At 65.3% G+C, this 24,466-nt stretch carries 23 protein-coding genes; 14 read left to right on the top strand and 9 right to left on the bottom strand.

Features of this window, described 5'->3' with window-relative positions; all coding sequences use genetic code 11:
- Positions 1 to 8 precede the first annotated feature (8 nt).
- Genes flhA through XH93_RS38125 form a run of 6 tightly spaced genes read left to right on the top strand, consistent with a single transcriptional unit; the run spans position 9 to position 4,711 of the window.
- Entirely contained in the window at positions 9 to 2,090 is a 2,082-nt protein-coding gene (gene flhA / locus XH93_RS38150) for a flagellar biosynthesis protein FlhA (RefSeq protein ID WP_194471391.1), read from the top strand.
- Positions 2,087 to 2,839: a flagellar biosynthesis protein FliR gene (gene fliR, locus XH93_RS38145; protein WP_194471390.1), complete on the top strand. Its 753-nt coding sequence runs from the start codon at positions 2,087 to 2,089 to the stop codon at positions 2,837 to 2,839. Before flhA ends, fliR begins: the two co-directional genes overlap by 4 nt.
- A 6-nt stretch (positions 2,840 to 2,845) precedes the next feature.
- Positions 2,846 to 3,268, top strand: coding sequence for a hypothetical protein (locus tag XH93_RS38140; RefSeq protein WP_139857825.1), 423 nt, complete (start codon positions 2,846 to 2,848; stop codon positions 3,266 to 3,268).
- Entirely contained in the window at positions 3,265 to 3,729 is a 465-nt protein-coding gene (locus XH93_RS38135; RefSeq protein ID WP_194475498.1) for a rod-binding protein, read from the top strand. Before XH93_RS38140 ends, XH93_RS38135 begins: the two co-directional genes overlap by 4 nt.
- A gap of 41 nt (positions 3,730 to 3,770) precedes the next feature.
- Entirely contained in the window at positions 3,771 to 4,256 is a 486-nt protein-coding gene (locus tag XH93_RS38130; RefSeq protein WP_194471389.1) for a flagellar biosynthesis protein FlgN, read from the top strand.
- A complete protein-coding gene (locus tag XH93_RS38125; protein ID WP_194471388.1) occupies positions 4,253 to 4,711 on the top strand; it encodes a hypothetical protein in 459 nt (152 codons plus the stop codon). Before XH93_RS38130 ends, XH93_RS38125 begins: the two co-directional genes overlap by 4 nt.
- Before the next feature lie 183 nt (positions 4,712 to 4,894).
- On the opposite strand, the gene XH93_RS38120 is transcribed toward XH93_RS38125, so the two are convergent.
- On the bottom strand, positions 4,895 to 5,665 hold the full coding sequence (locus XH93_RS38120; protein ID WP_194471387.1) for a response regulator transcription factor: 771 nt from the start codon (positions 5,663 to 5,665) through the stop codon (positions 4,895 to 4,897).
- 812 nt (positions 5,666 to 6,477) lie between these two features.
- On the opposite strand from XH93_RS38120, the gene XH93_RS38115 reads away from it, so the two are divergent.
- On the top strand, positions 6,478 to 7,437 hold the full coding sequence (locus XH93_RS38115) for a hypothetical protein (protein WP_194471386.1): 960 nt from the start codon (positions 6,478 to 6,480) through the stop codon (positions 7,435 to 7,437).
- A gap of 67 nt (positions 7,438 to 7,504) precedes the next feature.
- Here the strand turns inward: XH93_RS38115 and XH93_RS38110 are convergent, their stop codons facing one another.
- The 5 genes from XH93_RS38110 to XH93_RS38090 all read right to left on the bottom strand — a co-directional run bounded on the left by XH93_RS38110 (position 7,505) and on the right by XH93_RS38090 (position 12,481).
- Entirely contained in the window at positions 7,505 to 8,083 is a 579-nt protein-coding gene (locus XH93_RS38110; protein WP_194471385.1) for a MarR family winged helix-turn-helix transcriptional regulator, read from the bottom strand.
- Between the two features lie 341 nt (positions 8,084 to 8,424).
- Positions 8,425 to 8,856: a nuclear transport factor 2 family protein gene (locus XH93_RS38105; RefSeq protein WP_194471384.1), complete on the bottom strand. Its 432-nt coding sequence runs from the start codon at positions 8,854 to 8,856 to the stop codon at positions 8,425 to 8,427.
- Positions 8,857 to 9,272: 416 nt separating this feature from the next.
- Positions 9,273 to 10,427, bottom strand: a complete 1,155-nt coding sequence (locus XH93_RS38100; protein WP_194471383.1) for an OpgC domain-containing protein — start codon at positions 10,425 to 10,427, stop codon at positions 9,273 to 9,275.
- Between the two features lie 176 nt (positions 10,428 to 10,603).
- Positions 10,604 to 11,218, bottom strand: coding sequence for a TetR/AcrR family transcriptional regulator (locus XH93_RS38095; protein WP_194471382.1), 615 nt, complete (start codon positions 11,216 to 11,218; stop codon positions 10,604 to 10,606).
- A gap of 90 nt (positions 11,219 to 11,308) precedes the next feature.
- Complete coding sequence (locus XH93_RS38090) at positions 11,309 to 12,481, bottom strand: acyl-CoA dehydrogenase family protein (RefSeq protein WP_194471381.1); 1,173 nt, start codon at positions 12,479 to 12,481, stop codon at positions 11,309 to 11,311.
- 199 nt (positions 12,482 to 12,680) lie between these two features.
- On the opposite strand from XH93_RS38090, the gene XH93_RS38085 reads away from it, so the two are divergent.
- The 4 genes from XH93_RS38085 (at position 12,681) to XH93_RS38070 (ending at position 18,002) form a co-directional block, all read left to right on the top strand.
- Positions 12,681 to 13,787: an asparaginase gene (locus tag XH93_RS38085; protein WP_194471380.1), complete on the top strand. Its 1,107-nt coding sequence runs from the start codon at positions 12,681 to 12,683 to the stop codon at positions 13,785 to 13,787.
- Between the two features lie 23 nt (positions 13,788 to 13,810).
- Positions 13,811 to 14,623 carry an MBL fold metallo-hydrolase gene (locus XH93_RS38080; protein WP_194471379.1) on the top strand — a complete coding sequence of 271 codons (813 nt, stop codon included), beginning with the start codon at positions 13,811 to 13,813 and terminating at the stop codon, positions 14,621 to 14,623.
- A gap of 123 nt (positions 14,624 to 14,746) precedes the next feature.
- Positions 14,747 to 16,606 carry a molecular chaperone HtpG gene (htpG, locus tag XH93_RS38075; protein ID WP_194471378.1) on the top strand — a complete coding sequence of 620 codons (1,860 nt, stop codon included), beginning with the start codon at positions 14,747 to 14,749 and terminating at the stop codon, positions 16,604 to 16,606.
- Between the two features lie 247 nt (positions 16,607 to 16,853).
- Positions 16,854 to 18,002, top strand: a complete 1,149-nt coding sequence (locus tag XH93_RS38070; protein WP_194471377.1) for a DUF3095 domain-containing protein — start codon at positions 16,854 to 16,856, stop codon at positions 18,000 to 18,002.
- A gap of 238 nt (positions 18,003 to 18,240) precedes the next feature.
- On the opposite strand, the gene XH93_RS38065 is transcribed toward XH93_RS38070, so the two are convergent.
- From XH93_RS38065 to XH93_RS38055, 3 genes are all read right to left on the bottom strand, one after another.
- Positions 18,241 to 18,687 carry a DUF2147 domain-containing protein gene (locus XH93_RS38065; protein WP_194471376.1) on the bottom strand — a complete coding sequence of 149 codons (447 nt, stop codon included), beginning with the start codon at positions 18,685 to 18,687 and terminating at the stop codon, positions 18,241 to 18,243.
- Between the two features lie 162 nt (positions 18,688 to 18,849).
- Positions 18,850 to 20,235 carry an MATE family efflux transporter gene (locus XH93_RS38060; RefSeq protein WP_194471375.1) on the bottom strand — a complete coding sequence of 462 codons (1,386 nt, stop codon included), beginning with the start codon at positions 20,233 to 20,235 and terminating at the stop codon, positions 18,850 to 18,852.
- 255 nt (positions 20,236 to 20,490) lie between these two features.
- Positions 20,491 to 21,021: a GNAT family N-acetyltransferase gene (locus XH93_RS38055; RefSeq protein ID WP_194471374.1), complete on the bottom strand. Its 531-nt coding sequence runs from the start codon at positions 21,019 to 21,021 to the stop codon at positions 20,491 to 20,493.
- A gap of 140 nt (positions 21,022 to 21,161) precedes the next feature.
- On the opposite strand from XH93_RS38055, the gene XH93_RS38050 reads away from it, so the two are divergent.
- The 3 genes from XH93_RS38050 to tolQ all read left to right on the top strand — a co-directional run bounded on the left by XH93_RS38050 (position 21,162) and on the right by tolQ (position 24,464).
- Positions 21,162 to 21,761 carry a superoxide dismutase gene (locus tag XH93_RS38050; RefSeq protein WP_194471373.1) on the top strand — a complete coding sequence of 200 codons (600 nt, stop codon included), beginning with the start codon at positions 21,162 to 21,164 and terminating at the stop codon, positions 21,759 to 21,761.
- A 240-nt stretch (positions 21,762 to 22,001) separates the two neighbouring features.
- Entirely contained in the window at positions 22,002 to 22,388 is a 387-nt protein-coding gene (gene crcB / locus XH93_RS38045; RefSeq protein WP_246799426.1) for a fluoride efflux transporter CrcB, read from the top strand.
- A 1,362-nt stretch (positions 22,389 to 23,750) separates the two neighbouring features.
- Positions 23,751 to 24,464: a protein TolQ gene (gene tolQ / locus XH93_RS38040; RefSeq protein WP_139486548.1), complete on the top strand. Its 714-nt coding sequence runs from the start codon at positions 23,751 to 23,753 to the stop codon at positions 24,462 to 24,464.
- Positions 24,465 to 24,466: the final 2 nt, after the last annotated feature.

The raw sequence follows: 24,466 nt of genomic DNA, 5'->3' as shown, positions 1-24,466 counted from the left end.
GGTGACCCATGGCCGAGACGTTGACTGCTGGTCTGCCAACCCCGCGACGCCTCGGCGCGGACGCCTTCTTTGCGGGCGGCATCGTGGTCATGCTCACGATCCTGTTCCTGCCGATCCCGCCGGTGCTGATCGACCTTGGCCTGGCGTTCTCGATCGCGCTGTCGGCGCTGATCCTGATGGTCGCGCTGTGGATCCAGCGGCCGCTCGATTTCTCGGCGTTTCCGACCGTGCTCTTGATCGCGACCATCCTGCGGCTCGCGCTCAACATCGCCACCACCCGCCTGATCCTGTCGCGCGGCGGCGAGGGCGAGCACGCCGCCGGCTATGTGGTGGCGGGCTTCTCCAAATTCGTGATGGGCGGTGATTTCGTCATCGGCCTGATCATCTTCGCGATCCTGGTCACGGTGAATTTCGTCGTGATCACCAAGGGCGCCACCCGTATCGCCGAGGTCGGTGCCCGCTTCACGCTGGATGCCATCCCCGGCAAGCAGATGGCGATCGACGCCGACCTCTCCGCCGGCCTGATCGACGATAAGGAAGCCCAGCGCCGCCGCCGCGAGCTCGAGGAAGAGAGCGCGTTCTTCGGCGCGATGGACGGCGCCTCGAAATTCGTCCGCGGCGACGCCATCGCCGGCTTGCTGATCACCGCGATCAACATCTTCGGCGGCATCGTGATCGGCGTGACGCATCACGGCCTGAGCCTGGCGCGCGCCGCCGACGTCTATACAAAACTGTCGGTCGGCGACGGCCTGGTGTCGCAGATGCCGGCGCTGATCGTGTCGCTGTCGGCGGGCCTCCTGGTCTCCAAGGGCGGCACCCGCGGATCGGCCGAGCAGGCGGTGCTGCGTCAGCTCGGCGGCTATCCGCGCGCGGTGTCGGCCGCGGCGCTGATGATGTTCGTGCTGGCGCTGATGCCCGGGCTACCGATGCTGCCCTTCGTGCTGCTCGGCGCCGTGATGGGATTTGTCGGCTACTCGCTGCCGAAGCGGCAGGCCGCCGAGCTTCAGAAGGAAGAGGCGCGCAAGGCCGACGAGCGGGCCCAGACCGAGGCCAAGGACTCGGTCAAGGAATCGCTGAAGACCGCCGAGATCGAGCTGTCGCTGGGCAGCCAGCTTGCGGTGCACCTGCTCGGCTCGCGCACCGAGCTCGCGCATCGCGTCAGCAAGATCCGCAAGAAATTCGCCAAGCAGTATGGTTTCGTGATTCCGGAGATCAAGCTCACCGACAACCTGTCGATCGATCCGAAGGGATACCAGATCCGGATTCACGACACGCGGGTGGCGCATGGCGAGCTCCGGCTCGGCGAGGTGCTGGTGCTGGTCGACCAGGACGGCAAGCCCGACGTGCCCGGCGACGAGGTGATCGAGCCGGCGTTCGGCATGAAGGCGCTCTGGGTCACCGAAGCGTTCACCGAGGAAGTGAAGCGGCAGGGCTGCAAGCCGGTCGACAATCTGTCGGTGCTGCTCACCCATCTCAGCGAAGTGATCCGGGCCAACCTCGCCCAGCTGCTCTCCTACAAGGACATGCGCGGCTTGCTGGACCGGCTCGATCCCGAGTACAAACGCCTGCTCGACGACCTCTGCCCGTCGCAGATTTCCTATTCGGGCCTGCTGGCGATCCTCAAGATCCTGCTGGCCGAGCGCGTGTCGATCCGCAACCTGCATCTGATCCTCGAGGCGATCGCCGAGATCGCGCCGCATGTGCGGCGCTCCGAGCAGGTCGCCGAGCATGTCCGGGTCCGCCTCGCACAGCAGATCTGCGGCGATCTCGCCGACAACGGGGTGCTCAACGTGGTCCGGCTCGGCAACCGCTGGGACCTCGCGTTCCACAAGAGCCTGAAGCGCGATGCCAAGGGCGACGTCGTCGAGTTCGACGCCGATCCGCGCCTGATCGAGCAGTTCGCCACCGAAGCCAGCGCCGCGGTCCGCAAGTTCACCGAGAAGGGCACCAGCGTCGTGCTGGCGGTGACGCCGGAAGCGCGGCCCTATGTCCGGATGATTTTGGAGCGGGTGTTCCCGACCCTGCCGATCCTGTCGCATGTCGAGGTCGCGCGCAGCGCCGAGATCAGGGCGCTCGGAGCCGTGTCGTGATCGCTGGCCTGACTGATACCGTGCTCGCGACCTTCATCGTATTCTGCCGGATCGGCGCCTGCCTGATGCTGGTGCCGGGGTTCTCCAGCGTCAACGTTCCGCCGCAGGTCCGTCTGTTCGTCGCCGTCGTCACCACCTTCGCGCTGACCCCTCTGCTGGTCACCATGCTGCGGCCGCTGCTGGCGGACGCCTCGCCGTTCCGGCTTGCGTTCCTGATCGGCTCGGAGCTGCTGGTTGGCAGCGTCATCGGCCTCGCCGGACGCGTATTCTTCCTGGCGCTGCAGACCATGGCGACGGTGATGGCGGGCGCGATCGGGATGAGCAACATCCCGGGAACGCCGGTCGGCGATACCGATCCGGCGCCCGCGCTGGTGCCGCTGATCATGGCGGCCGTCACGACGCTGTTCTTCATGACCGACCAGCACTGGCAGGTGCTGCGCGGCCTGATGAATTCCTACGACGTCTGGCACCCCGGCAACCGGCTCGAGGGCAACATGGCGCTGATGCAGCTCGTCAATCGCCTCGCCGAGGCGTTTGTGCTGACGCTGCGGATCACCAGTCCCTTCATCGTCTATTCGGTGATCGTCAATCTCGCGGTCGGCCTCATCAACAAGCTGACGCCGACGATCCCGGTCTATTTCATCTCGATACCCTTCGTCATGTTCGGCGGGTTCCTGCTGCTTTATCTCACCAGCGACGAGCTGCTCACCCAGTTCATGCTCGGCCTGTCGTCATGGCTGGCGGAGTGACGGGCGATGGCGTCACGCGCGGAAAAGCTTGCTCGCCTGGTCTCGCTGATGAAGCTGCAGCTGCGGCTGTCCGAATGGCAGCTCGCGCAATTGCGCCAGCAGGAGCAGGCCTTGCAGGATGAGGAAGCCTGGCTGATCGGCGCGCTCAACGCGCTGCGGCCCCCGGCGGGATCGTCGAGCGCATCGATCGCGCGGCGGCTGACCACGACCAGCGTCGGGGCGCGCGCGGTTCAGGCCGAGGCCTCGCGGCAACTCGACCAGGTGCGGACCGAGAACCGCCGCGTCAAGCAGGTCGAGCAGGTCGCCCGGGCCGCGGCTGCCGACCGGCGTCGCGAGGCGGAGAAGCGCTCGCTCGAGGAGATCGCAGGCAGGCCCGTGCGCCGGCATGATTGGCTGGCTGCGACCAAGGGAGCCGGGTCCAGGCAATGATCGTGACACCCACAACCGACGTCGTGCTCGACGTTCTGCAGGCCGCCGACCCGGTGGCGCAGCGCGCCGCGACCGCAAAGCTCGACGCGCTGAAATCCGCCGCGGCGGATTTCTCCACGATGCAGTCCGAAGTCGGCAAGGCCGCTGCAGCCGATGGTCAAGCCGCGGCAGATGCCGAACTGGGCGCGTCGAACATGAACGCGCCAGGAACCTTCAAGGCGGCCGCCTCGGGCGATGTGTATCGCAAGTTCGAGGCCTTCGTGCTGCAGGTGTTCGTCGAGACGATGCTGCCGCAGCAGACGCAGGAGCTGTTTGGGAAAGGCACCGCAGGCAATGTCTGGCGGTCGATGCTGGCCGAGCAACTCGGCAACCAGCTGGCGCAGGGCAAGGGGATCGGCATCGCGAAACAACTCGCCGCCACGCATCCGGCAGCGCGCAACGATTCAGGAAAGGCAGAATGATGCAATTGGGATGGCTGAGCAAAGCCGCGGGGGGAACTTCAATGCAGGCAAGTGACGGCGCAGTGGCCATGGCGGCCGAACAATTCGGTGCGGAGACCGAAGGCCGGAAGGGCACCACGTTGCCGGTGCTGGTGCCCGACGTGAGCAGAGAGACCGTCGAGACCGACGGCGTGAGGTCGGACGAGGTGCGCGGCCTGCTGGCGTCGATCCAGCGCCTAGAGGCCGTCATCGAGGAGGAAACCAGCGCGCTCGAGACCGGCAAGAAGATCGACTTCGACGATTTCAGCGCGCGCAAGAGCCGCAGCATGCTGGAATTCGTCCGCCTGATGCGGGCGCGGGTGTATCTCGGCAGCGAGGCCGAGATCGCCGAGGAGATCCGCCAGCTGCGCGACAAGCTCGAGCGCAACCGCGCGATTCTGGAGCGGCACTACGACGCCGTGCGTGAGGTCGCGACCATCATCGTCAGGGCGATCCGCGAGGCCGAGTCGGACGGCACCTACGCCCGCCGGGCACAGGACAGCAAATGATCAGGCTGGTGCTGGCCGGGCTCTGGGTGTGCATCCTCACGGCGGGGACGAGCTATGCCGTCGCCTACTGGAAGGAAAACGGCAGCCTGCTGCCGGCAAAGGACGACTATCTCGAGGGCCTGCAGTCGCAGAAGACGCGGGCGCTGAGCGTGCCGATGGTCGAGAACGGCAATGTGCAGGGCTACATCATCGCGCGCTTCGCCTACACCGTCGACGCGAAGACCATGCACCAGCTCAACGTTCCGCCCGAGCCGTTCATCATCGACGAAGCCTTCCGCAAGATCTATGCCGACGAGCGGCTGGATTTCAGGAAGCTCGCCCGCTACGACCTGTCGATCCTCACCGCCGCCATCAAGCAGCGCGTCAACGCGCGGATGCAGGCCGACGTCGTCCAGGACGTCCTGATCGAGGATTTCAACTACGTCTCCAAGGACGAATTCCAGCGCAAGCCATAACGCCGGCTGCGGCTCTGTTTCACCTCTCCCCGCGTGCGGGGAGAGGTCGGAACGCATCGTAAGATGCGTTCCGGGTGAGGGGGAGCTTCCGCATATCCATCTGCTGCTGCGTATGCGGAGCAGCCCCTCACCCCAGCCCTCTCCCCGTAAGGACGGGGAGAGGGAGAGCAGCGCCGTTCGCCGCTAGTTGCCGGCGGAGTACATCGCCGGACCCGCCGGGGTCCTGTTCATGCGCATGCTGACATTGCCGAAATCCGCCACCTGCAGCTCGATCGGATCGTTGGCCGGGATGTCGAGCCGGTAGCCGACATAGCGCCGCGCCACGATGGCGTCGAAGCCGAGACGGTCGCGCAGCTTCTTGCGCAGCTTGCTGACATGGCTCTCGATCACGCTCTCGTCGAATGTCGACTCGAAGATGCCGTAGACCGCGTTGAAGATCTGCGTCTTGGTGATCCACTTCCCGTGGTTGCTGACCATGTATTCGAGAATCCGCAGCTCGCGGCGCGGCAGCGTGAGGGCGCGGCCGCCGATCTCCGGATCGCGCCCGTTGAAGAACACCTGGATGCGGGTCTCGCACGGCCGCGGCGCGTCGCCGAGCCGGCGGCGCGCGATCGCCGCGGTCCTCGCCAGAATCTCGCGCAGATGAATCGGCACGTGCACGACGTCGTCGACGCCGGACTCGAACAGCTCCAGCGTGCTCTTCAGCATCTTCTGGCTGCTCATGGCGATGATCGGCGCCGACGATCGCCGGCGCACCGCCCGCGGCAGGCTGCCGCGCGCGTCGAATTCCCCGACCAGGAAGGCGTCGACCGCCGCCAGGTCCGGTTCACTTGCAGTTCGCAGCCAGTCCCAGAATTCGTTGGAAGAGAAGCCGATCGATGAAACGCCTTCACGAACCAGGCCTCCAACATAGCTGTTCGTGACGCTCTCGCGGTCATCAACGATGATATACATTTAGTTCTTCGCCCCTGTTTCGCACTCGCTGAGACCCGGCCGGTTGGTTTGTTGTGATGCCCGGCGCGGGCAGCCATGCTGTTTGACGACATTCCCCTGCGAACGGTTGTTCTGGTTGAGTTGTTCGCAGGCAGCCCTACGCATTCAGCGCCTGCGCTTGCAGGCCTGTTACTTCGACGCCGATACCGAACGCTACGACATGATGCCTGGCGGGTGTCTTACGGATCACCGCGCGAAGCTGTTGAGAAACGACCTAGAACGGTTGCGCCAACTGGCTGATCGTGTCCAATCAGCGCTGTGATCTGTGTCAGTTTCTCCTCGCCAACTGGCGAGAATCACTTAGGCAAACCGTAACAACTGGCAATTTCTGATCAAGCGCACGAAACGAATCTGTTGGTAAACTTGCTTTATGTTATTGTTGTTTACTGATCGTTTCTTGGTGTTTCGATGAATACCAATTGGTTTTGAAATCGAACTATATGTATTCGCACATCGTTTGATCTTGTTAAGTGGCGGTGAAATCCGAGCAGTTTGAACGGGTTCGTCCTCGTGCTCGTTGAGCGGTTTGCAATCCCGGATTGACGCCTGAACGCCCGCCTGGTGCCGCGAAGCTTCGCCGAGGTGTCGCGGTGCAATAGACTTTCTTAAATCTTGCGGCGGCGGTGTGTCTTTTCAGACTCATCTTTGCCTTGGATGTGTCGAACTGAATTGAGCTGGCAACGTCGCATCGACGTCTTGCCGTGCACTGGCTTCGGGCAAGCTTTGGCAACTAGCGTCGCTCAGCAGAATCAAATCGAGGCGGAGCATTTCAGATGTCGTCCGGCGGCAAAGCTCGTCCCAATGACACCGTGAATACGCTGGGGGCGGCGAAGCAGGCCACCGAGCCGCGCGACCCGAAGCAGGCTTCGATGCAGACCGCTAGCCCTGCGACAGGTGCGAAGGCCTCGACCGCGACGGCTGACGAGGTGCTGGCCAGGCAGGCGCTCGAGGGTCTCAAGCGCATTCGCGCCAAGGCGCGCATGGACAAGATGGCGATCCCGACACCCGCGCCGGCGGTGGTGCGGCCGGCCGTGATCGTGGCCAAGCCGCCGCCGCCGCGTCCGCCCTGGGTGGTGCCGCTCGCAAGCCTGGCGGTTGCCGTCGGCGTCGTGGTCAGCGTCTGCACGGGCGTGATGGCCTACCTCATCACCATGCAGCCGGCCCCGACCAACACCGCGGCCAATGCCGAGATCAGGAGCCTGCGCGATACGGTGGCGCAGCTGCGCAAGCAGATGTCGGGCGTCACCGAAAACCTCGACGGCTTGCGCACGGCGGTCGATCAATCGAGCAAGGCGACCAACGATCGCTTCGGCCGGTTCGCCGAGAATCTGGACCGCATCGAGCGGGTCAGCTCGTCCCCGACGGTGAAGCTCGACAGGCTGGCCCAGGCGCAGGCCCAGGCGGCCGCGCCGGTCGCGCCGCAATCGCAGCCAGCGGCGCAGGCGATGCCGATGCTGGCGTCGGCCGCCGCGGCTGCCGACATCAGCGTCACCGGTTCGGTATCGCCGCCCGAGCACGCACAGGCGCCGCGCAAGGTGGTCAAGGGCTGGACGGTTCGCCAAGCATATGAAGGCATTGCCATCCTGCAGGGACCGAACGGCGTGGTCGAGGCCATGCTCGGCCAGCAGGTTCCCGGGCTCGGCCGCATCGAGGACATCAGAAACGAGAACGGACGCCTGGTCGTGCTGTGCGGCAGCGGGGCGATCTACTCGGCGCGCAAGCCGGCGCCGTGATCGCGAGGCTTGCGTTGGCCACCGCGACTAGAAGCGCGATGACGATTCAACCCAATCTCATCGTGCTTTAGGGCCGGTGATGCTCGAAGCTCGTGCACAGCAGATCGGTCTCCGCCTCGGCGATCCCGGCGCGAAACAGCCGGCAGGTGAATTCCACCACTGTCTTGCCGGCGATGGTCGTGCGATCCTCCCTGAGGAAAATGCAGCGCTTGCAGACATCGGCATGGTGCTTGCGATCGGCCTCGTCGGATTGATCGAGCACATGGCGGAGCGCGTCGCGAAAATGCAGCTTGCTGTCGTCGTCGAGCGCGCCGAGTGCGCCTTCCAGCGCCTTGACGGGATCGCGCGCCAGGAACTTCCTGCCCGGCTGTGTGACATTGAGCATCACAGAGCGCTTGTCCTCGGCGGAGGGCTTGCGCTCCAGATACCCCAGCCGTTCAAGCTCGTTGATGATGAAGGACGCGGTGCCTCGGGTGGTGCCGACATAGCTCGCCAGCGCCGACGGCGTTCTGGAGAAGCGGTTGGCGCGGGAGAGGAAGCGCAGCGCCATCCATTCGCGGTCGCGCAGTCCGTGCCTGGTGCCTTCAAACCACAGGATCCGCGCCAGCTGGCCCAGTAACTCGATCGACTCGCGTGCTACGCTCATTTCCATTCCAGGCCGAATAAAGCTTTGTTTTATTGAGCCGCCCGCAGCGCAAATGAGGTCGATGCGACCGAAATGCTCGCGTAGTCCGTAACCCGTAACCGGCAGGGAGAATGACCGCTGAAGGGGCGCCGCTCCGTTCTGGAGATGGGAACTTTCGGCGCTGCAGCTAGAGGGCCGCGACGGAAATTCGAGTAAAAGGCGGCACCAAAATCTTCAGAAAATTTCAGTCGAAAGTGCTGGCGTTTTCCGCCGACGAGGTCTCTCCACTGATATGATAAGGCGAATGAGCAGGGGTAAACCTGCAATTTGGGGGCCGACCCTTTGTCTTGGGCCGGCGAGCTTCAGATGATGCCGTGCTGTTGCAGGACGGCCTGCTCGTCGCCCGATACCCAGCCGAAGATCTTCGCCTGCGTGCCGAGTTGCTGCACCAGGTAATGCACGTCGAAGTCGATCGTCACGTCGGGCAGGTCCTTGCGCGCATAGCGTGCCCGCCAGGCGACGTGGGCGACGCAATGCTGCTCGTCGATCGGCGAGATCCGCAGATGTCGGATCTGCATGGCCTTGGTTCCGATCGACCGGTAGCGGGCATAGCCTTCGGCCATCAGCTGCCTCAGTCGCGCATCGTTCTTTCCGGTCATGACTCCGTTCGGCGACGCCGCAATGAATTCGGCGGCATAGAACGATTCCGCCTCACCCATCGCGGCCTCGCCGGCAAGCGCGCGGCCGAAGAAGCGCTCGTAGGCGTCAAACAGGTCTTTGATATTGCTCTCCACGGCGTTCTCCCATCGTGGTCGATCCGGCAGCGCGAGGCGTCTGCTACCGCAACGAGGCTCAATCCACCTTGTTCCCCGCTAATTGCGCAACGGATGTGTCGTCGTGCAGGCCAATGACGGGAGCGGGGATCCGACGCGTGCGGCAATCTGTCGTCGGACGATGCGCATCGCTTTGCAAAATCTCGCGATGGCCGGCGCGGGGCGCGGAGCCAAGACGTGATGAGATCAAGCTGAGCAGCAGCCGCAGACGACACTGCGCTCCCTCGCCCCGTTCTTACGGGGAGAGGGTTGGGGTGAGGGGCTATCTCCTCGAACTCGCTGACAGGTGGATTTGCGGAGGCTCCCCCTCACCCGGATCGCATCTTGGATGCGATCCGGCCTCTCCTCGCAGATGGGGAGAGGCGAAGGGCAGGGATCTACTCCGCCAGCTTCACCGCTGCCGGTGTCTTTGCCGGCGCCTTGTCGACCTTCTTCGACCATGAGCGGTAATAGGCGAGTATCGTCATCAGCACGATGCCGATCACGCTGACCAGGATCTGCATCCACAGACTGCCGGAAACCTCGACCAGGATCACGTGGGCGACGACGGCAAGGAACACGCCGGAGCAGAACACCTCGAGCGACTGCTGGCCACACTTGATGATGGGCTGGAAGATCGGCCATTCGTAGCCGGGCCACTCGCGCGGCAAATAGCGGGTGACGAAGAAGGCGAGCACCACGAAGTGCAGCACGCGATAGGGCGCGAGGTTGGTCTTGTCGTTCGGATTGAACGCATCGTAGAGCCAGGCCGGCATCGCCTGCCCGAGCTCGGGGAAGCGTCCTGCCAGCGTCATGACAAGCGCGAACAGCAGATAGGCCGCGCCCAGCACCAGGAAGGCGCGCGAGCGGATGAACTTGATCGACTCGCTGGCGCCGCCGAGCGCGAACCAGCCGCCGAACACGAACAGGAATTGCCAGCAGAACGGATTGAAGTACCACGAGCCGCTCGGATAGGCCGGCACGTTCCAGCCGAAATGGCGTGCGGCGAGATAGAGCAGGAACGACAGCAGAAGCGTCAGATTGAGCCGCCGCAACATCATTGCGAGCACCAGCGGATATACCAGCATCAGCGCGATATAGAGCGGCAGCACGTCCATGTTGACCGGCTTGAACGCCAGCAGCAGGCCCTGATAGAGCGTCTCGGCCGGGTTGTGCATGAAGCCCGCGACGTTGAATTCGTTCTCCAGGTTCGGGTCGTGGTAGTGCTGCGCGAGATAGCCGATCTCGGCGATGTAGATCACGAACAGCAGGACATGCGCGACATAGATCTGCCAGGCCCGCTTGACCAGGCGGGTGGCGCCGATCACGAAGCCGCGCTCCATCATGATCCGCGCATAGACGAACGAGGCGGTGTAGCCGGAGATGAACACGAACAGGTCGGCGGCGTCGCTGAAGCCGAAATTCTTCTGCGTGATCCAGTTGACCGCGTTGTTCGGGATGTGATCGAGATAGATCGCCCAGTTGGCGAACCCGCGCAGCAGATCCAGGCGATAGTCGCGTCCGCGCGGCGGCAGGACAGCCCTCACGTCCATCGGTTCATTCCCCTTGCCCGCCCCTTGCCCGATCGCCGCGACATCAGGTTCGCGCGGTCTCCGCCAGTCATACTAGAGCATGATCGAGACAGCTGTGTAGGGGGTGCGAAGACTATCTTCTCAACCACGCTGTCGTCCCATGCTTCGCATGGACGACGGCCAGACACTGGGAGGTGTTAACGCTGCACGAAGCCGTTATGCAGTGTCGTGAACAGCGACTTGCCCTTCTTCACCAGATCGTATTTGCGGCCGTACAGCAGCCAGACCGCGGTGAGGTGGCACATCCCGCCCATCATCAGCGACATCGCGGTGTAGGGATCGAGATTTTTGCGATAGGTGCCGGCGCGGATCGCCTGCTTGATCAGCTGCACGTAGCGCAGCGCGTATTTGTCGACCGCCTTCTTGACCCGCGGCTCCGAGGCGAGGACGCTCGGCCAGATCTCGAGGAAGAACACGCGGCCCCAGCTCGGATTCTCCCTGATGTATTCGAAGTTGGTCATGAAGATGATGCGCAGCTGCTCGACGGCGTCGCCGCCCTTCACCAGCAGCGGCTCGGTCTTCTGATACAGCGCTTCGAAATTGCCCTCGGGCACCTCCAGCACCAGCGCCCGCTTGTCCTCGAAGTAATCGTAGAGGCTGGAGAGCGGCACCTTGGCCGCCGCGGCGATGTCGGTGAGCGAGGTGCCGTCGATGCCCCGCTCGCCGAACAGTTTTGTCGCCGCGGCAAGGATCTGCTCGCGCCGCTCACGGCTGCGCTGCTGCTTGAGCTTGAGTGTCGTCCCCGAAGCCACCGGCGTCTCCTCGCGTCCCCCGAAAAAGAGTAAGGCAGGGACCGGAGAACACCAAGCGCTATTGCCATCGGATACAGCGCGGGTCTGCCATCAGGGCGGCGCATTGCGCCGTTCATGGGCCCGGAACGCGTTGCGGGCGATGATCTGGCGCATGATCTCGGATGTGCCATCCAGGATGCGGACCACCCGGGTTTCCCGCCAGATCCGTTCAATCGGCAGGTCTCTGGAATAACCGGCACCACCGAACAGCTGCATGGTGGTGTCGGCAACGCGCTGCACCATGTCGGCGCCGGTGTATTTCGACAGCGCCGCCGCCGCGGTTCGCGCCGCCGCGTCGCCCTGGTCGTAGCGCCAGGCCGCCTCATAGGCGACGAGGCGCGCGGCGTGCAGCGCGCTCGCCATGTCGGCGATCTGCCATTCGATGCCCTGGTGGTCGCGCAGCTTGCGTCCGAACGCCTCGCGCGCGGAGACATGGTCGAGCGCATAGTCCAACAGCTGGCTCGCCGCGCCGACGCAATAGGCGCCCCAATGCGTGCGCCCCGCATCCAGGCACCGCATCGCGATGGCAAAGCCTTCGCCCTCCTGGCCCAGCAGGTTCTCGCGCGGCACGCGGCAGTTCTCGAAGATCATCTCCGCATGCGCCGAGCCGCGCCCGGCGGCCATCTCGACCACGCGGCCGATGCCGAGGCCGGGGGTTTTGGCGTCGACGGCGAACGCCGCGATGCCCCTGGTGCCGGCGGATGGATCGAGCGTGGCGAACACGGTGAAGACGCCGGCGACCGGCGCGTTGGTGATGTAGGTCTTGGTGCCGTCGAGGACGTAATGGTCGCCGTCGCGCCGCGCCGTGGTCTGGATCCGCGCCGCGTCGGAGCCGGCATTCGGCTCGGTCAGCGCGAAGGCGCCGATCACCCGCCCGCTGGCGAGCTCGGGCAGCCAGCGGTCGCGAACCTCGGGCGTGGCGAAGAACTCGATCGCCTTCGAGCCGATGTGAACGTTGACGCCGCTCAGATAGTAGAAGGCGGTATGGGCCTTCGCCAGTTCCTCGATCGCGATGCAACTGCCCAGCATCGTGAGTCCAAGGCCGCCGAATAGCTTCGGCGTGTTGGTGCCGAACAATCCCATTTTGCGCAGACCGGCCATCCCGCTTTCCGGCACCTCGCCGGTCTCCTCGATCGCCCGGTCGTGCGGCTTGAGCTCGCGGCGCACGAATTCGCGGATCCGGCCCTGCAGGACGAGGAGGTCGTCGGGAAGCTGGAAATCCATGGTTTACCGAAATTCGAATAATATTCGAAAAATGTGCGACGCGGCCCCCGCGATGTCAAGGTTTAACCCTGCAGGAATCCTGCAAGGCTGGATTGAGGCTGAGCATTCCGCCGGTCACATGGTCTGCCGCAAGTTTGTCCATTTGTTGCGCGACAAAACCACGAGTTGTGGCAGGCCAATGTGTCGCTGGGGGAAAGCAATGACGCCTCACTCGCTTCGATCGACCCGTTTTGCGCTGACGACCATCGGCGCCGCTTTTGCCCTCATGATCGGGCTGCTGGTGTCGCCCGCCGCCGCACAGCGCGCCTCGGACACCGCCTTGGCGCGGGTGCTCGTGCTCGGCACCGGCGGCACCATTGCCGGGCAGGCCAGCGCGCGCGCCGGCAACGCCTATGACTCGGGCAAGGTGAACTCGGCGGACCTGGTCGCCGCTATCCCGGGGATCGACAAGCTCGCCCGGATCTCGGCCGAGCAGATCGCCTCGATCGGCTCGCAGGACATGAACGACAAGGTCTGGTTCGACCTCGTCAAGCGCATCCGCGCGGCGATCGAGGGCAAGGAGGTCGACGGTGTCGTCATCACGCACGGCACCGACACGATGGAGGAGACCGCGTTCTTCCTGCAAAACGTGCTCGACACCGACGTGCCGGTGGTGCTGGTCGGCTCGATGCGGCCCTCGACCGCGATCGGCGCCGACGGTCCGGCCAATCTTTACGAGGCGATGCGGGTCGCCTCTGCGCCGGAATCGCGCGGCCGCGGCGTGCTGGTGGTGCTCAACGACACCATCCATGGCGCGCGCTGGGTGCAGAAGACCAACACCACCAGCGTCCAGACTTTCGTTTCGCCCGATGCCGGGCCGGTCGGCTATGTCGACACCGGCGCGCTGCGCTATTTGCATCCGGCGGTCCCGGCCGAGCGTGCAAAGCTGAAGCTGCCGGAGGCGCCGCCGCTGCCGCGGGTCGACATCATCTACTCGCATGCCAATATGGACGCCGCGCCGATCGAGGACGCGGTCAAGCGCGGCGCCAAGGGCATCGTGCTGGCGGGGGTCGGCGACGGCAATTCGTCCAAGGCCGCGATCGATGCGCTGGCCGCGGCGGCGAAGCAGGGCGTCGTGGTGGTCCGCTCGAGCCGCGTCGGCTCCGGCTTCGTCAACCGCAACGTCGAGGTCGAGGACGACAAGCTCGGCTTTGCGGTCGCGCTCGACCTCAACCCGCAGAAGGCGCGCGTCCTGCTGCAGCTCCTGATCGCGGGTGGCATCACCGAGCCGAAGGCGGTTCAGCAGGCCTACACGGCGACGCAATGATCGGAAAGCGATGGTGACATTCGATGCCCCTGTGGACCTGCGAACAATGCGGCGCGCAATTCCCTGAAACCGCGACACCGCCGGCGTCCTGCCCGATCTGCGAGGACGAGCGGCAATATGTCAACTGGAAGGGCCAGACCTGGCTGACCCGCGAACAACTGGCGGCGCGGCATCACCTGGTGTGGCGCGACGATCTCGGCCTGACCGGGATCGCGCTCGAGCCGTCATTTGCCATCGGCCAGCGCGCGCTGCTGGTGCCGGGCCGCGGCGGCTGCGTGATGTGGGACTGCGTGCCGCTGGCGACGCCGGAGGCGATCGCCGATGTCGCCTCGCTCGGTGGCCTCAAGGCGATCGCGATCTCGCATCCGCATTATTATGGCGCGGTCGCCGACTGGAGCGCGGCGTTTGGCAACGCGCCGGTCTATCTGCACGGCGACGACGCGCAATGGGTGACGCGGCCGTATCCATCGATCGTGCCGTGGCAGGGCGACAGCCATCGCATCTCCGACGACATCTTGCTGATCCGGGCCGGCGGGCACTTTGCCGGCGCCACCATGCTGCACTGGCGCGGAGGCGCCGACGGCCGCGGCGCGCTGCTCACCGGCGACATCGCAATGGTCAATATGGACCGCCGCTCGGTGAGCTTCATGTACAGCTATCCGAACTACATTCCGCTCAACGCCGCCGCGGTCCGCACGATCGCGGGCAGAGTGGCGCCGCTGGCGTTCGACCGCATCTACGGCGCCTGGTGGGGCAAGAACATCGCCTCGGACGCCAAGGCGGCGTTCGAGCGCTCGGCGCGCCGCTACATCTCGGCGATTTCCGAGCGGAACTAAGGCGCGGCCCGCAGTGGAGTACCGGCTGAGCGCCGGGCCGGAAGCCTTCGCCAATCTTGCCAGCCGGCGTGGCGGCGCTATATCAGGGCTTTCCCGCCACTTCCGGATTGCCCCGAGATCCCCATGACCACCACTGCCGCTGCCGAATCCCAGCCGTTCCAGGCCGAGGTCGCCGAACTGCTGCACCTGATGGTGCATTCGGTCTATTCCGAGACCGACATCTTCCTGCGCGAATTGATCTCGAACGCGTCGGATGCCTGCGACAAGCTGCGTTACGAGGCGATTGCCCATCCCGAGCTGATCGCCGACGGCGCGCCGCCCGCGATCAGGATCGCGCCCGACAAGGCCGCCAACACGCTCGCCGTCGCCGATACCGGCATCGGCATGGACCGCCAGGAGCTGATCGACAATCTCGGCACCATCGCGCGCTCCGGCACGAAATCGTTCCTGGCAAAGCTGACCGAGGCCAAGGACGGCGCCAATCTGATCGGCCAGTTCGGCGTCGGCTTCTATGCCGCCTTCATGGTCGCCGAGAAGATCGTCGTCACCAGCCGCCGCGCCGGCTCCGACGAGGTCTGGGTGTGGACCTCCGCCGGCGGCAGCGGCTTCGAGATCGCGCCCGCGAGCGAGGAAGATGCCAGGCGCGTCGCGCGCGGCACCGAGATCGTGCTGCATCTGAAGCCGGACGCCGCAAAATATCTCGAGGCTTACGAGATCGAGCGCATCGTCCGCGAATATTCCGACAACATCCAGTTCCCGATCCTTTTGGCGGCGGCGGAGGGCGAGCCGCGCCAGATCAATTCGGCGAGCGCGCTGTGGCAGCGCTCGAAATCCGAGCTGAAGCCGGAAGACTATGCGCAGGCCTACAAGCAGATCGCCGGCGCGTTCGACGAGCCGGCGATGACGCTGCATTACCGCGCCGAGGGCCGGCAGTCCTACGCCGTGCTGCTGTTCGCGCCGTCGCAAAAGCCGTTCGACCTGTTCCAGGTCGAGCGCAAGGGCAAGGTCAAGCTCTATGTCCGCCGCGTCTTCATCGCCGACGACGCTGAGCTGCTGCCGGCGTACCTCCGCTTCATCCGCGGCGTGATCGACAGCGAGGACCTGCCGCTCAACATCTCGCGCGAGATGCTGCAGAACAACCCGCAGCTGGCGCAGATCCGGAAGGCCGTCACCGGCCGCGTCATCGGCGAGCTCGAGACGATCGGCGAGAAGGAGCCCGAGACCTTTGCAAAGATCTGGGACGCGTTCGGTCCGGTGATCAAGGAAGGCCTGTGGGAAGACTTTGAGCGCCGCGAAAAGCTGCTGGCGCTGTCGCGTTTCACCACGACATCGGGCGAGAACCGCTCGCTGAAGCACTATGTCGACGATCTCAAGCCGAACCAGACCGAAATCTACTATCTGGTCGGCGACAGCATCGAGCGGCTGAAGTCGAACCCGAAGCTGGAATCGGCGCGCGCCCGCGGCATCGAGGTGCTGCTGCTGACCGATCCGGTCGATGCGTTCTGGACCTCGGCGCCGCTCGATTTCGGCGGCAAGCCGCTGAAGTCGCTGAGCCAGGGCGACGTCGATTTCGGCCTGATCCCGCTCACCGACGCCGACGAGAAAAAGGACGAGCCGGAAGCGGACGCCGCGACCACGATCGCGCTGATCAAGGATGCGCTCGGCGAGCGCGTCTCTGATGTGCGCGCCTCGCAGCGCCTGACCGCGAGCGCCTCCTGCCTGGTCGCCGGCGGCGATGCGCGCGACCGCGCGCTGGAGCGGCTGCTCGCCCAGCAGAACCGCGGCGCGGTGACAAAACCGATCCTCGAGGTCAACCTGCGCCACCCGCTGGTGGCAGCCCTCGCCGGCGACACCGCGCAGGCCAAGGATCTGTCGCTGCTGCTGTTCGAGCAGGCCCAGATCCTCGACGGCGAAATGCCCGACGACCCCGCCGCCTTCGCCAGCCGCCTCAACCAGCTCGTGCTGCGCGGGATGGGGAAGTAGTCGCGCCGCATCCGGGCTACGGCCACTCCATCCCCGTCATCCTGAGGTGCGAGCCTCTTGGCGAGCCTCGAAGGATCGACGGCCACCGGCCGGGCCGATTCATCCTTCGAGGCTCGCAAGCGCTCGCACCTCAGGATGACGGGGCAATAAATTCGCTCGTGGCGAATCCGGGGCTCTTGCAAAACCGGATCGCAAACTGCTGCGTATCTGCTACAGATTCTCTCGGGTAGAACGGCGCGGCGGTGCGATGGCTGGCGGCAGCGAAAATTTTTACGGCGGCATTCCGGTGTTTCGCGGCTTCGCGCGGCTGATGGACCCGGCGCTGTATGCGCCGTTGCCCGACGACTGGAGCGTCGGCGTCGCCGATATCGTCGAATCGACCAAGGCGATCGCCGCGCAGCGCTACAAGGCGGTCAACATGGCCGGCGCCGCGGTGGTCGCCGCCGTCACCAATGCGCTGGAGGGGCGCGAATTTCCCTTCGTGTTCGGCGGCGACGGCGCCAGCTTTGCGATCGCGCCGGCCGATTTCGACAAGGCGCGCGAGGCGCTGGCGGCGACCGCGCGCTGGGTCCGCGACGACCTCGATCTGGTGCTGCGGGTGGCGCTGGTGCCGGTCAAGGCGATCCGCGCCGCCGGCCTCGACGTGCGCGTCGCGCGGTTCGGGCCGTCGGCCAATCTGTCCTATGCGATGTTCTCCGGTGGCGGGCTGGCATTTGCCGATGCCGCGATGAAGCGCGGCGAGTTTGCCATCGATCCGGCGCCCGCCGGCACGCAGCCCGATCTGTCCGGCCTGTCGTGCCGCTTCGAGGTGATGCCCTCGGCGCGCGGCACCATCCTGTCGGTGCTGGTGCTGCCGGCCAAGGGCGCCGATCCGGCGGCGTTCCGCAAGGTGATCGAGGACATCGTCGCGCGGGTGGAGAAGACCCCGGAAGCCGGGCGGCCGGTGCCGGCCGGCGGCCCGCCGCTGCGCTGGCCGCCGCAGGGGGTCGAGTATGAGGCGCGCGCGCGGCGTGGCGGCTCGCTGGCGCTGCGGCGCGCCGTCGTGCTCAGCTTCACGCTATGGGCCTATACCTTGATGCGGTTCAACATTCCGATCGGCAAGTTCGTGCCGAAGACCTATGTGCGGCAGGTGGTCGAAAACTCCGACTTCCGCAAATTCGACGACGGTCTGCGCATGATCCTCGACTGCACGGTCGAACTCGCCGCCGAGCTCGAGCAGCGCCTCGCGGCCGCCGCCGCACAGGGCATCGTGCGCTACGGCCTGCACCAGCAGGACGCCGCGATGATGACCTGCTTCACGCCGTCGGTGATGCGCGCCGACCACGTCCATTTCATCGACGGCGCCAGCGGCGGCTACGCCGCCGCCGCCACGCTGCTGAAGACCCGCGCGATGTAGTTGGTTTCTTTTCACCTCTCCCCGCCCTTTGCGGGGAGAGGTCGGATCGCCCCGGCAATGCGTAGCATTGTCCGGTGCGATCCGGGTGAGGGGCAGGGCACACTGCTCAACGATCGGCGAATTGCTCGCCGGATGGAAGCCCCTCACCCCAACCCTCTCAGAGCGAGCTTCGCTCGTCTCGGCCCCGCAAGAGCGGGGCGAGGGAGCGCACTGAGCAAGCGGGGAGAAGGAGAAGAGTCTACCGTCCGACCCGCGTCCAGGTCTCGCCGCCGCAGAGTGCGCCGACGCAGCCTTCGACGCGCAGCGTGCTTTCGCCGGTCACGGTGACGCTGCTGGCATAGGTGCCGCCGTCGTCGGCATTGTAGATTTGGCCCTGCCATTTGCCCGCCGCGACCGGATGCATGCCGGAGAACAGCGGCAGTCCGATGATCGGGCGGGTGGCCAGCGACGGGTTGGGGTTCTTGTTGTCGACCTGCGGCTTGCCGGTCATCGGATCGATCGGCTCGCGCAGGCTGACGACCACGCCGCAGATGCCGCCGCCGCATTTGCTGACCTTGACGTGGGCATCGCCGGCCTGGGTCTGCCAGACGCCGGTCGGCTCCGGCGAGGTGCCTTGCGCATGCGCGGCGGGCGCGGCGAGCGCCGCCGCAACGAGTGCGATCACGTATCCGAATCGGCTGGCCATGATTGTTCCCCCAGAAAGGCGGGCCTGCATAGCAAGTCGAACAACTTCTGCAATGTCATAATCTCGCGATCAGGCGAGCGTCGTCGGAAAAATTATGCAGCGCGTCGCCGACGAGGTCATGCTCAGGCAACGATCGGATGCAGGGCGACAGTTGGTCGCGCTTCAGCCCCAGCGCGTCAGCCGGATCGATACGATCGTGGCAAGGCCGAACGCCACCATCGCGCCGCCGACCAGCGCAAACAGCGTCCAGGCCGGCGCGCTCACCGTCGCGAGCCACCAGCCGCCGATGCCGACCACCAGGAGGCGGATCGTCCCCGCCAGCACCGGGCCGCCGACCTTGGCCGCGCCCTGCGAGGAGAAGTAGAGGCAGACGCCGACGCCGAAGAAGCCGAAGCCGGGGCCGGCCAGCGCGAAATAGGACGCGGCGGCCGCGGTCACGCCGGGATCGCTGGTGAACAGCGAGATCCACAGCGTCGGCTTGAGCGCGACGATCAGTCCGACCAGCCCGACCACCAGCCCTGCGACGGTGCCGGCGGTCCACGCCACCTTGCGCGCCCGCGCCACAAGCCCCGCACCGATGGCCATGCCGACCATCGGCACCGAGGCGACGCCGACCGCGAACGCGATCGGGATCAGCAAGAATTCCAGCCGCGAGCCCATGCCGTAGCCGGCCAGCGTCTCGGTGCCGAAGCCGGCGAGAATCTTTGTGAAGATCAAAATGGTCAGCACGCTCTGCAGCGGCGACAGGCAGGAGATCGCGCCGACTTTGAGGATGTCGAGAAACATCGCGCGCTGGAAGCTGAAGGCCTTGAAATCGAGCGTCAGCTGGCTGCGGCCGCTGACCAGATACCAGGCCAGGAACACCGCGCCGAGCGTGAAGGCGGTGAGCTGGCCCGCGGCGACGCCGCGCATGCCAAAGCTCGGCACGCCGAACAGTCCGAGTCCCAGCACGCCGCCGACCGCGATCTGCACCAAGGAGACCGCGATCAGCGTCATCGACGGGATCCGCATGTCGCCGGTGCCGCGCACCACCGCGGCCAGCGTGTTGACCAGCCAGATCGAAACAGCGCCGGAGAACAACACCTGCGAATAATGCATGGATTGCTCGAGCACGCCGCCGCGGCCGCCGAGCAGCGCATAGAAGTCGCGGCCGAAGGTCAGCATCAGCACGGTGAAGAACAGCCCGGCGCCGGCGCCGATCATCGCGGCATGCAGCGCGAGGTCGGCGGCGCGGTCGCGCTCGCCGGCGCCGATCGCGCGGCTGATCGCCGATGAGACGCCGCCGCCCATCGCGCCCGCCGACATCATCTGCGTCAGCATCGCGAACGGAAACACCAGCGCGATCCCGGCGAGCGGCTCGGTGCCGAGCCGGCCGATATAGGAGGTCTCGGCCACCGCGACCAGCGTCGAGCCGAACATCGCGATGGTGTTGGGAATCGCCAGACGCAGCAGCGTCGGCAGGATCGGCGCGGTCAGTAGCGCGTTCACGGGCACCGCGGGTGCCGCCGCGGCGGGAAGCACGGTGTCCATTGAGGCTTCAATGGTCATGCAGCGAGCTCGCTTCGCCTCTCCCGCTTGCGGGGGAGGCCGACACGCGCGCAGCGCGGGGCGGGTGGGGGCTATCTCCACGTGTCGCATCGTGGAGATAGCCCCCACCCCAACCCTCCCCCGCAAGCGGGAGAGGGGGCGCACTGCCGATGCGGCTGAAATTCGACGCCAATTGGGTCAAGCTCGCGGTCAATAAATGATGCATGACATATTACGAGCCGCACTACGCCCCGGCCACCTCCACCTGCGCAGGGGTCACCACGGCAGGCCGCATAGGTCGAGCTTGCCCTGGCGCGGCGCGCGGACGATGTCGTAGACGAACGGCGCCATCGCCTCGAACACGATTGGCCCGGAGGGCTGCTGGCAACGCACCTCGCCGGTGAAAGCATGCCAGCCGCGGGCCTGGTAGAAGGCGAAATTATGCGGCTCGCACACCAGCAGAGCAAATTTTACCGCGTCATTGGCGCGCATGGTGTGCACGGCGGCGTCGAGCGCGAGGCTGGCATAGCCGCGCCGCCGGCAATCCTCGCGCGTCGATACCCCGCCGATGCCGCCGATATGCACCTTGTGGCCGTTCCAGATGACGGTCCGGAAGTAGATACCGACATGGCAGGCGAGCCCGCCATCGTCGGGCGCGTCGACCAGCACGCGCAGATCCGCATGCGCCCATTCGATGTGCGCCCAGGGCTGTTTTTCAACGACATCGCGGCGCCACACCGCCTCGAGCAGCGGCTTGGCCCGCGGCCATGACGCGTCCCCGTTGAGAATGTCGATTTCGATGCTCATCGTCCTGATCCTCGACGCTTGTCCTTGAGCCCTGCCGATCCGTATATGCGATCTGAAAATGCGGTGTTTCTCCGCCCTGGAACCTTCTATAAGGGGGACCCGTTAAGTGTAGTCTCCCACCCTCTGTTGGACATTACCCCATGACCTTCACGCTACCCGATCTGCCCTACGCCCACGACGCCCTTGCGCCCTACATGTCCAAGGAAACGCTGGAGTTTCACCACGACAAGCATCATCAGGCCTACGTCACCAACGGCAACAACGCGATCAAGGGGACCGAATTCGAAGGCAAGTCCCTCGAGGAGATCGTGAAGGGCTCGTTCGGTAAGAACGCGGCCGTCTTCAACAATGCCGGTCAGCATTACAACCACATCCATTTCTGGAAGTGGATGAAGCCGAATGGCGGCGGCAGCAAGCTGCCGGGCCGGCTCGAGAAGAAGATCAACGAGGACCTCGGCGGCTTCGAGAAGTTCAAGACCGACTTCGCCGCCGCCGGCGCCGGCCAGTTCGGCTCGGGCTGGGCCTGGCTGCAGGTCAAGGGCGGCAAGCTCGAGATCGCAAAGACCCCGAACGGCGAGAACCCGCTGGTCCATGGCGCGGTGCCGATCCTCGGCGTCGACGTCTGGGAACACTCCTACTACATCGACTACCGCAACCGCCGTCCGGACTATCTGAAGGCGTTCGTCGAAAATCTCATCAACTGGGATTACGTCGACGAGCTGTTCGGCAAGGCAGGCTGATCGCGCGCGGCCGCCATCCACGGGCGGCTTTCGCCCTCCCCTGAAAGGGGAGGGTCGGTTCGCATGAAGCGAAGCGCAATGCGAACCGGGGAGGGGTCAACTCTCTCAACGAGCGGTCTCTCGACGGAGAGACTGTGACCCCGCCCCGCCGCTCATTTCATTCGCGTCGACCCTCCCCTTTCAGGGGAGGGTGATGTCGCGGCAGGCATCACGCTCTTCCACCACACCAGCGGGGCAATGGTGGGTAACGCAGTAAGTTATCTCCTCGTCTTCTTCGGCGGCGGTCTCGGCGCGACGCTGCGGCATCTGATCAACCTCACCTGCGCGCGCTGCATCGGCACCGCGTTTCCGTGGGGCACCTTCATCATCAACATCACGGGCTCGACGGTGATGGGCCTGATCGCCGGCTATCTCGCCTTCAAGGGCCAGGCCGCGCAGCCGTGGCGGCTGTTCCTGATGACCGGCATCCTCGGCGGCTACACCACCTTCTCCGCCTTCTCGCTCGACACCGCGCTGCTCTACGAGCGCGGCGAGCTCGGCCTGGCCGCGCTCTACGTGCTGGGTTCGGTCGCGCTGTCGATCGCCGGCCTGTTCGCGGGCCTCGCGATCGTGCGGCACCTGACGTGAACTGCGGCGCGGTTGCGTAGGATGGGTAGAGCGAAGCGAAACCCATCACCTCACAGCGCAGGTGCTATTGATGGGTTTCGCTTCGCTCTACCCATCCTACGAACCGTCTTCACGTAAGAGACGCGCCGGCGGAAGGGCTCCCTCCCCCCCTCTTGTCCGCCGAAGCCTTGGCGAAGGCGGATGCGGGGGAGGGTTGGGGAGAGGGGCGCCACACGACGCGCTCTCTCGACCAAGCGCCGATGGCGCGCGCTCAAGATTACAAGAGCAACGCCTCCACCAATCATCTCGCCCGGGGCCACCCCTCTCCCCACCCTCTCCCGCAAGGGGAGAGGGAGCACCTGGCCGGTGTGCTCACCTCACCGCAATGACGGATGTGACGGTTCTGTGACTGCCCGACGGGCAAGTCACCGCAAAAACCTGTCAATCCCCGCGCGCAAAAATATTTCGCTTTTTCGGAAACGTAACTTGGAGTATGGTTCGCCCCGTCTCACCCGATCGAGGGGCGCTGCGAATCGTCATTAGCGTCGCGGTGAGATGCGGTGGACGCCGCGCATGCCAGTGACGACAGCATGCGAGGCGGACGGTGAAGTCGTGCAGGCCTGACGCCCTAGTGGCAGGTGTCCCTCGCAAGGCGCGTAGCGTCTTGTCGAGCGCGGTGACAAAAAAGCCCAGTCTCGCCGGGGAGAGCACGTATAAGCCGTAACCCATCGCGCAGGGAAAGCCGGGTTGTTTCCGGTTACACCTGTGGTCCTACCCCGGTGCTTTTTTGTTGCACCGGGCCCATGGGTGCAATCGGCACCCGGCTTTCCCTGCGCCCTCTGATCAAGGAGAGGGCGGAACGAGAAGCAAAGCTCGGACAAATCATGTCGCGAGAATGCGAAGCTGCGTCCCCCTCCACGCTGTCATCGCCCGGCTCGACCGGGCGATCCAGTACGCCGCGGCTTCTCCGTTCTATCGCTGGCGTCTCTGGAATACTGGATCACCCGCCTGCGCGGGCGATGACACCGCGATGTTTGATGAACCGAGAACCACCCCCAACGTCGACCCGGCGTTCGATCCGGTGCCCGGCGCGCCCACGCACCGCGACCACCCTTCGGGAACCCGCCAACCACCTCACCGGCCGGCATTTCCCGCCGCAGAATTTCCCTTTGGTAACCTCGCCTTAACCATGATTAGCGTTTGGTTAGGGTCGGAATGCCGCGAGAAAAGCCCTCGTTTTGACATGTTGGCAGGGGAAGCAGGTGCCGGCTTTGGACGGGCCCCCCATGCGACAGATGTAAGAAGGCCTTCGCGCAGCTTTGCCGCGCCGGGTGCCGATGCGCGGCCAGCCTGTTGGGACCATTCGTTGAGAGGATATTGCCGATGAATCCCGCCGATGTGGCTCAGTCTACGCTGCCACTGGCATCGAGCGATGTGTCGCTGATCGCGTTGTTTTGGCAGGCCCATTGGGTCGTCAAATGCGTCATGCTGGGACTATTGTCCTGCTCGGTCTGGGTCTGGGCGATCGCGATCGACAAGATCCTGCTGTACGGGCGCACCAAGCGGGCGATGGACCGCTTCGAGCAGGCATTCTGGTCCGGCCAGTCGATCGAGGAGCTCTACCGGGCGCTGTCGGCCAAGCCGACCCAGTCGATGGCGGCCTGTTTCGTCGCTGCGATGCGGGAATGGAAACGCTCGTTCGAGAGCCAGTCGCGCTCCTTTGCCGGCCTGCAGGCCCGGATCGACAAGGTCATGAACGTCTCGATCGCCCGCGAGGTGGAACGGCTGGAGCGGCGCCTGCTGGTGCTGGCCACCGTCGGCTCGGCCGGCCCCTTTGTCGGCCTGTTCGGCACCGTCTGGGGCATCATGTCGAGCTTCCAGTCGATCGCGGCCTCCAAAAATACCTCCCTGGCGGTGGTGGCCCCCGGCATCGCCGAGGCCCTGTTTGCCACCGCAATCGGCCTGATCGCCGCAATTCCGGCGACAATTTTCTACAATAAGTTCACCTCGGAGGTGAACCGGCAGGCCCAGCGCCTGGAGGGGTTCGCCGACGAGTTCTCCGCCATCCTGTCGCGTCAGATCGACGAACGGGGCTAAGA

Origin of the sequence: Bradyrhizobium sp. CCBAU 51753 (assembly GCF_015291565.1) — a bacterium.
GTDB classification, from domain to species: Bacteria; Pseudomonadota; Alphaproteobacteria; order Rhizobiales; family Xanthobacteraceae; genus Bradyrhizobium; species Bradyrhizobium ivorense.
The sequence above is the reverse complement of the archived record's forward strand: the minus strand, read 5'-3'. Positions and strand labels throughout refer to the sequence as shown.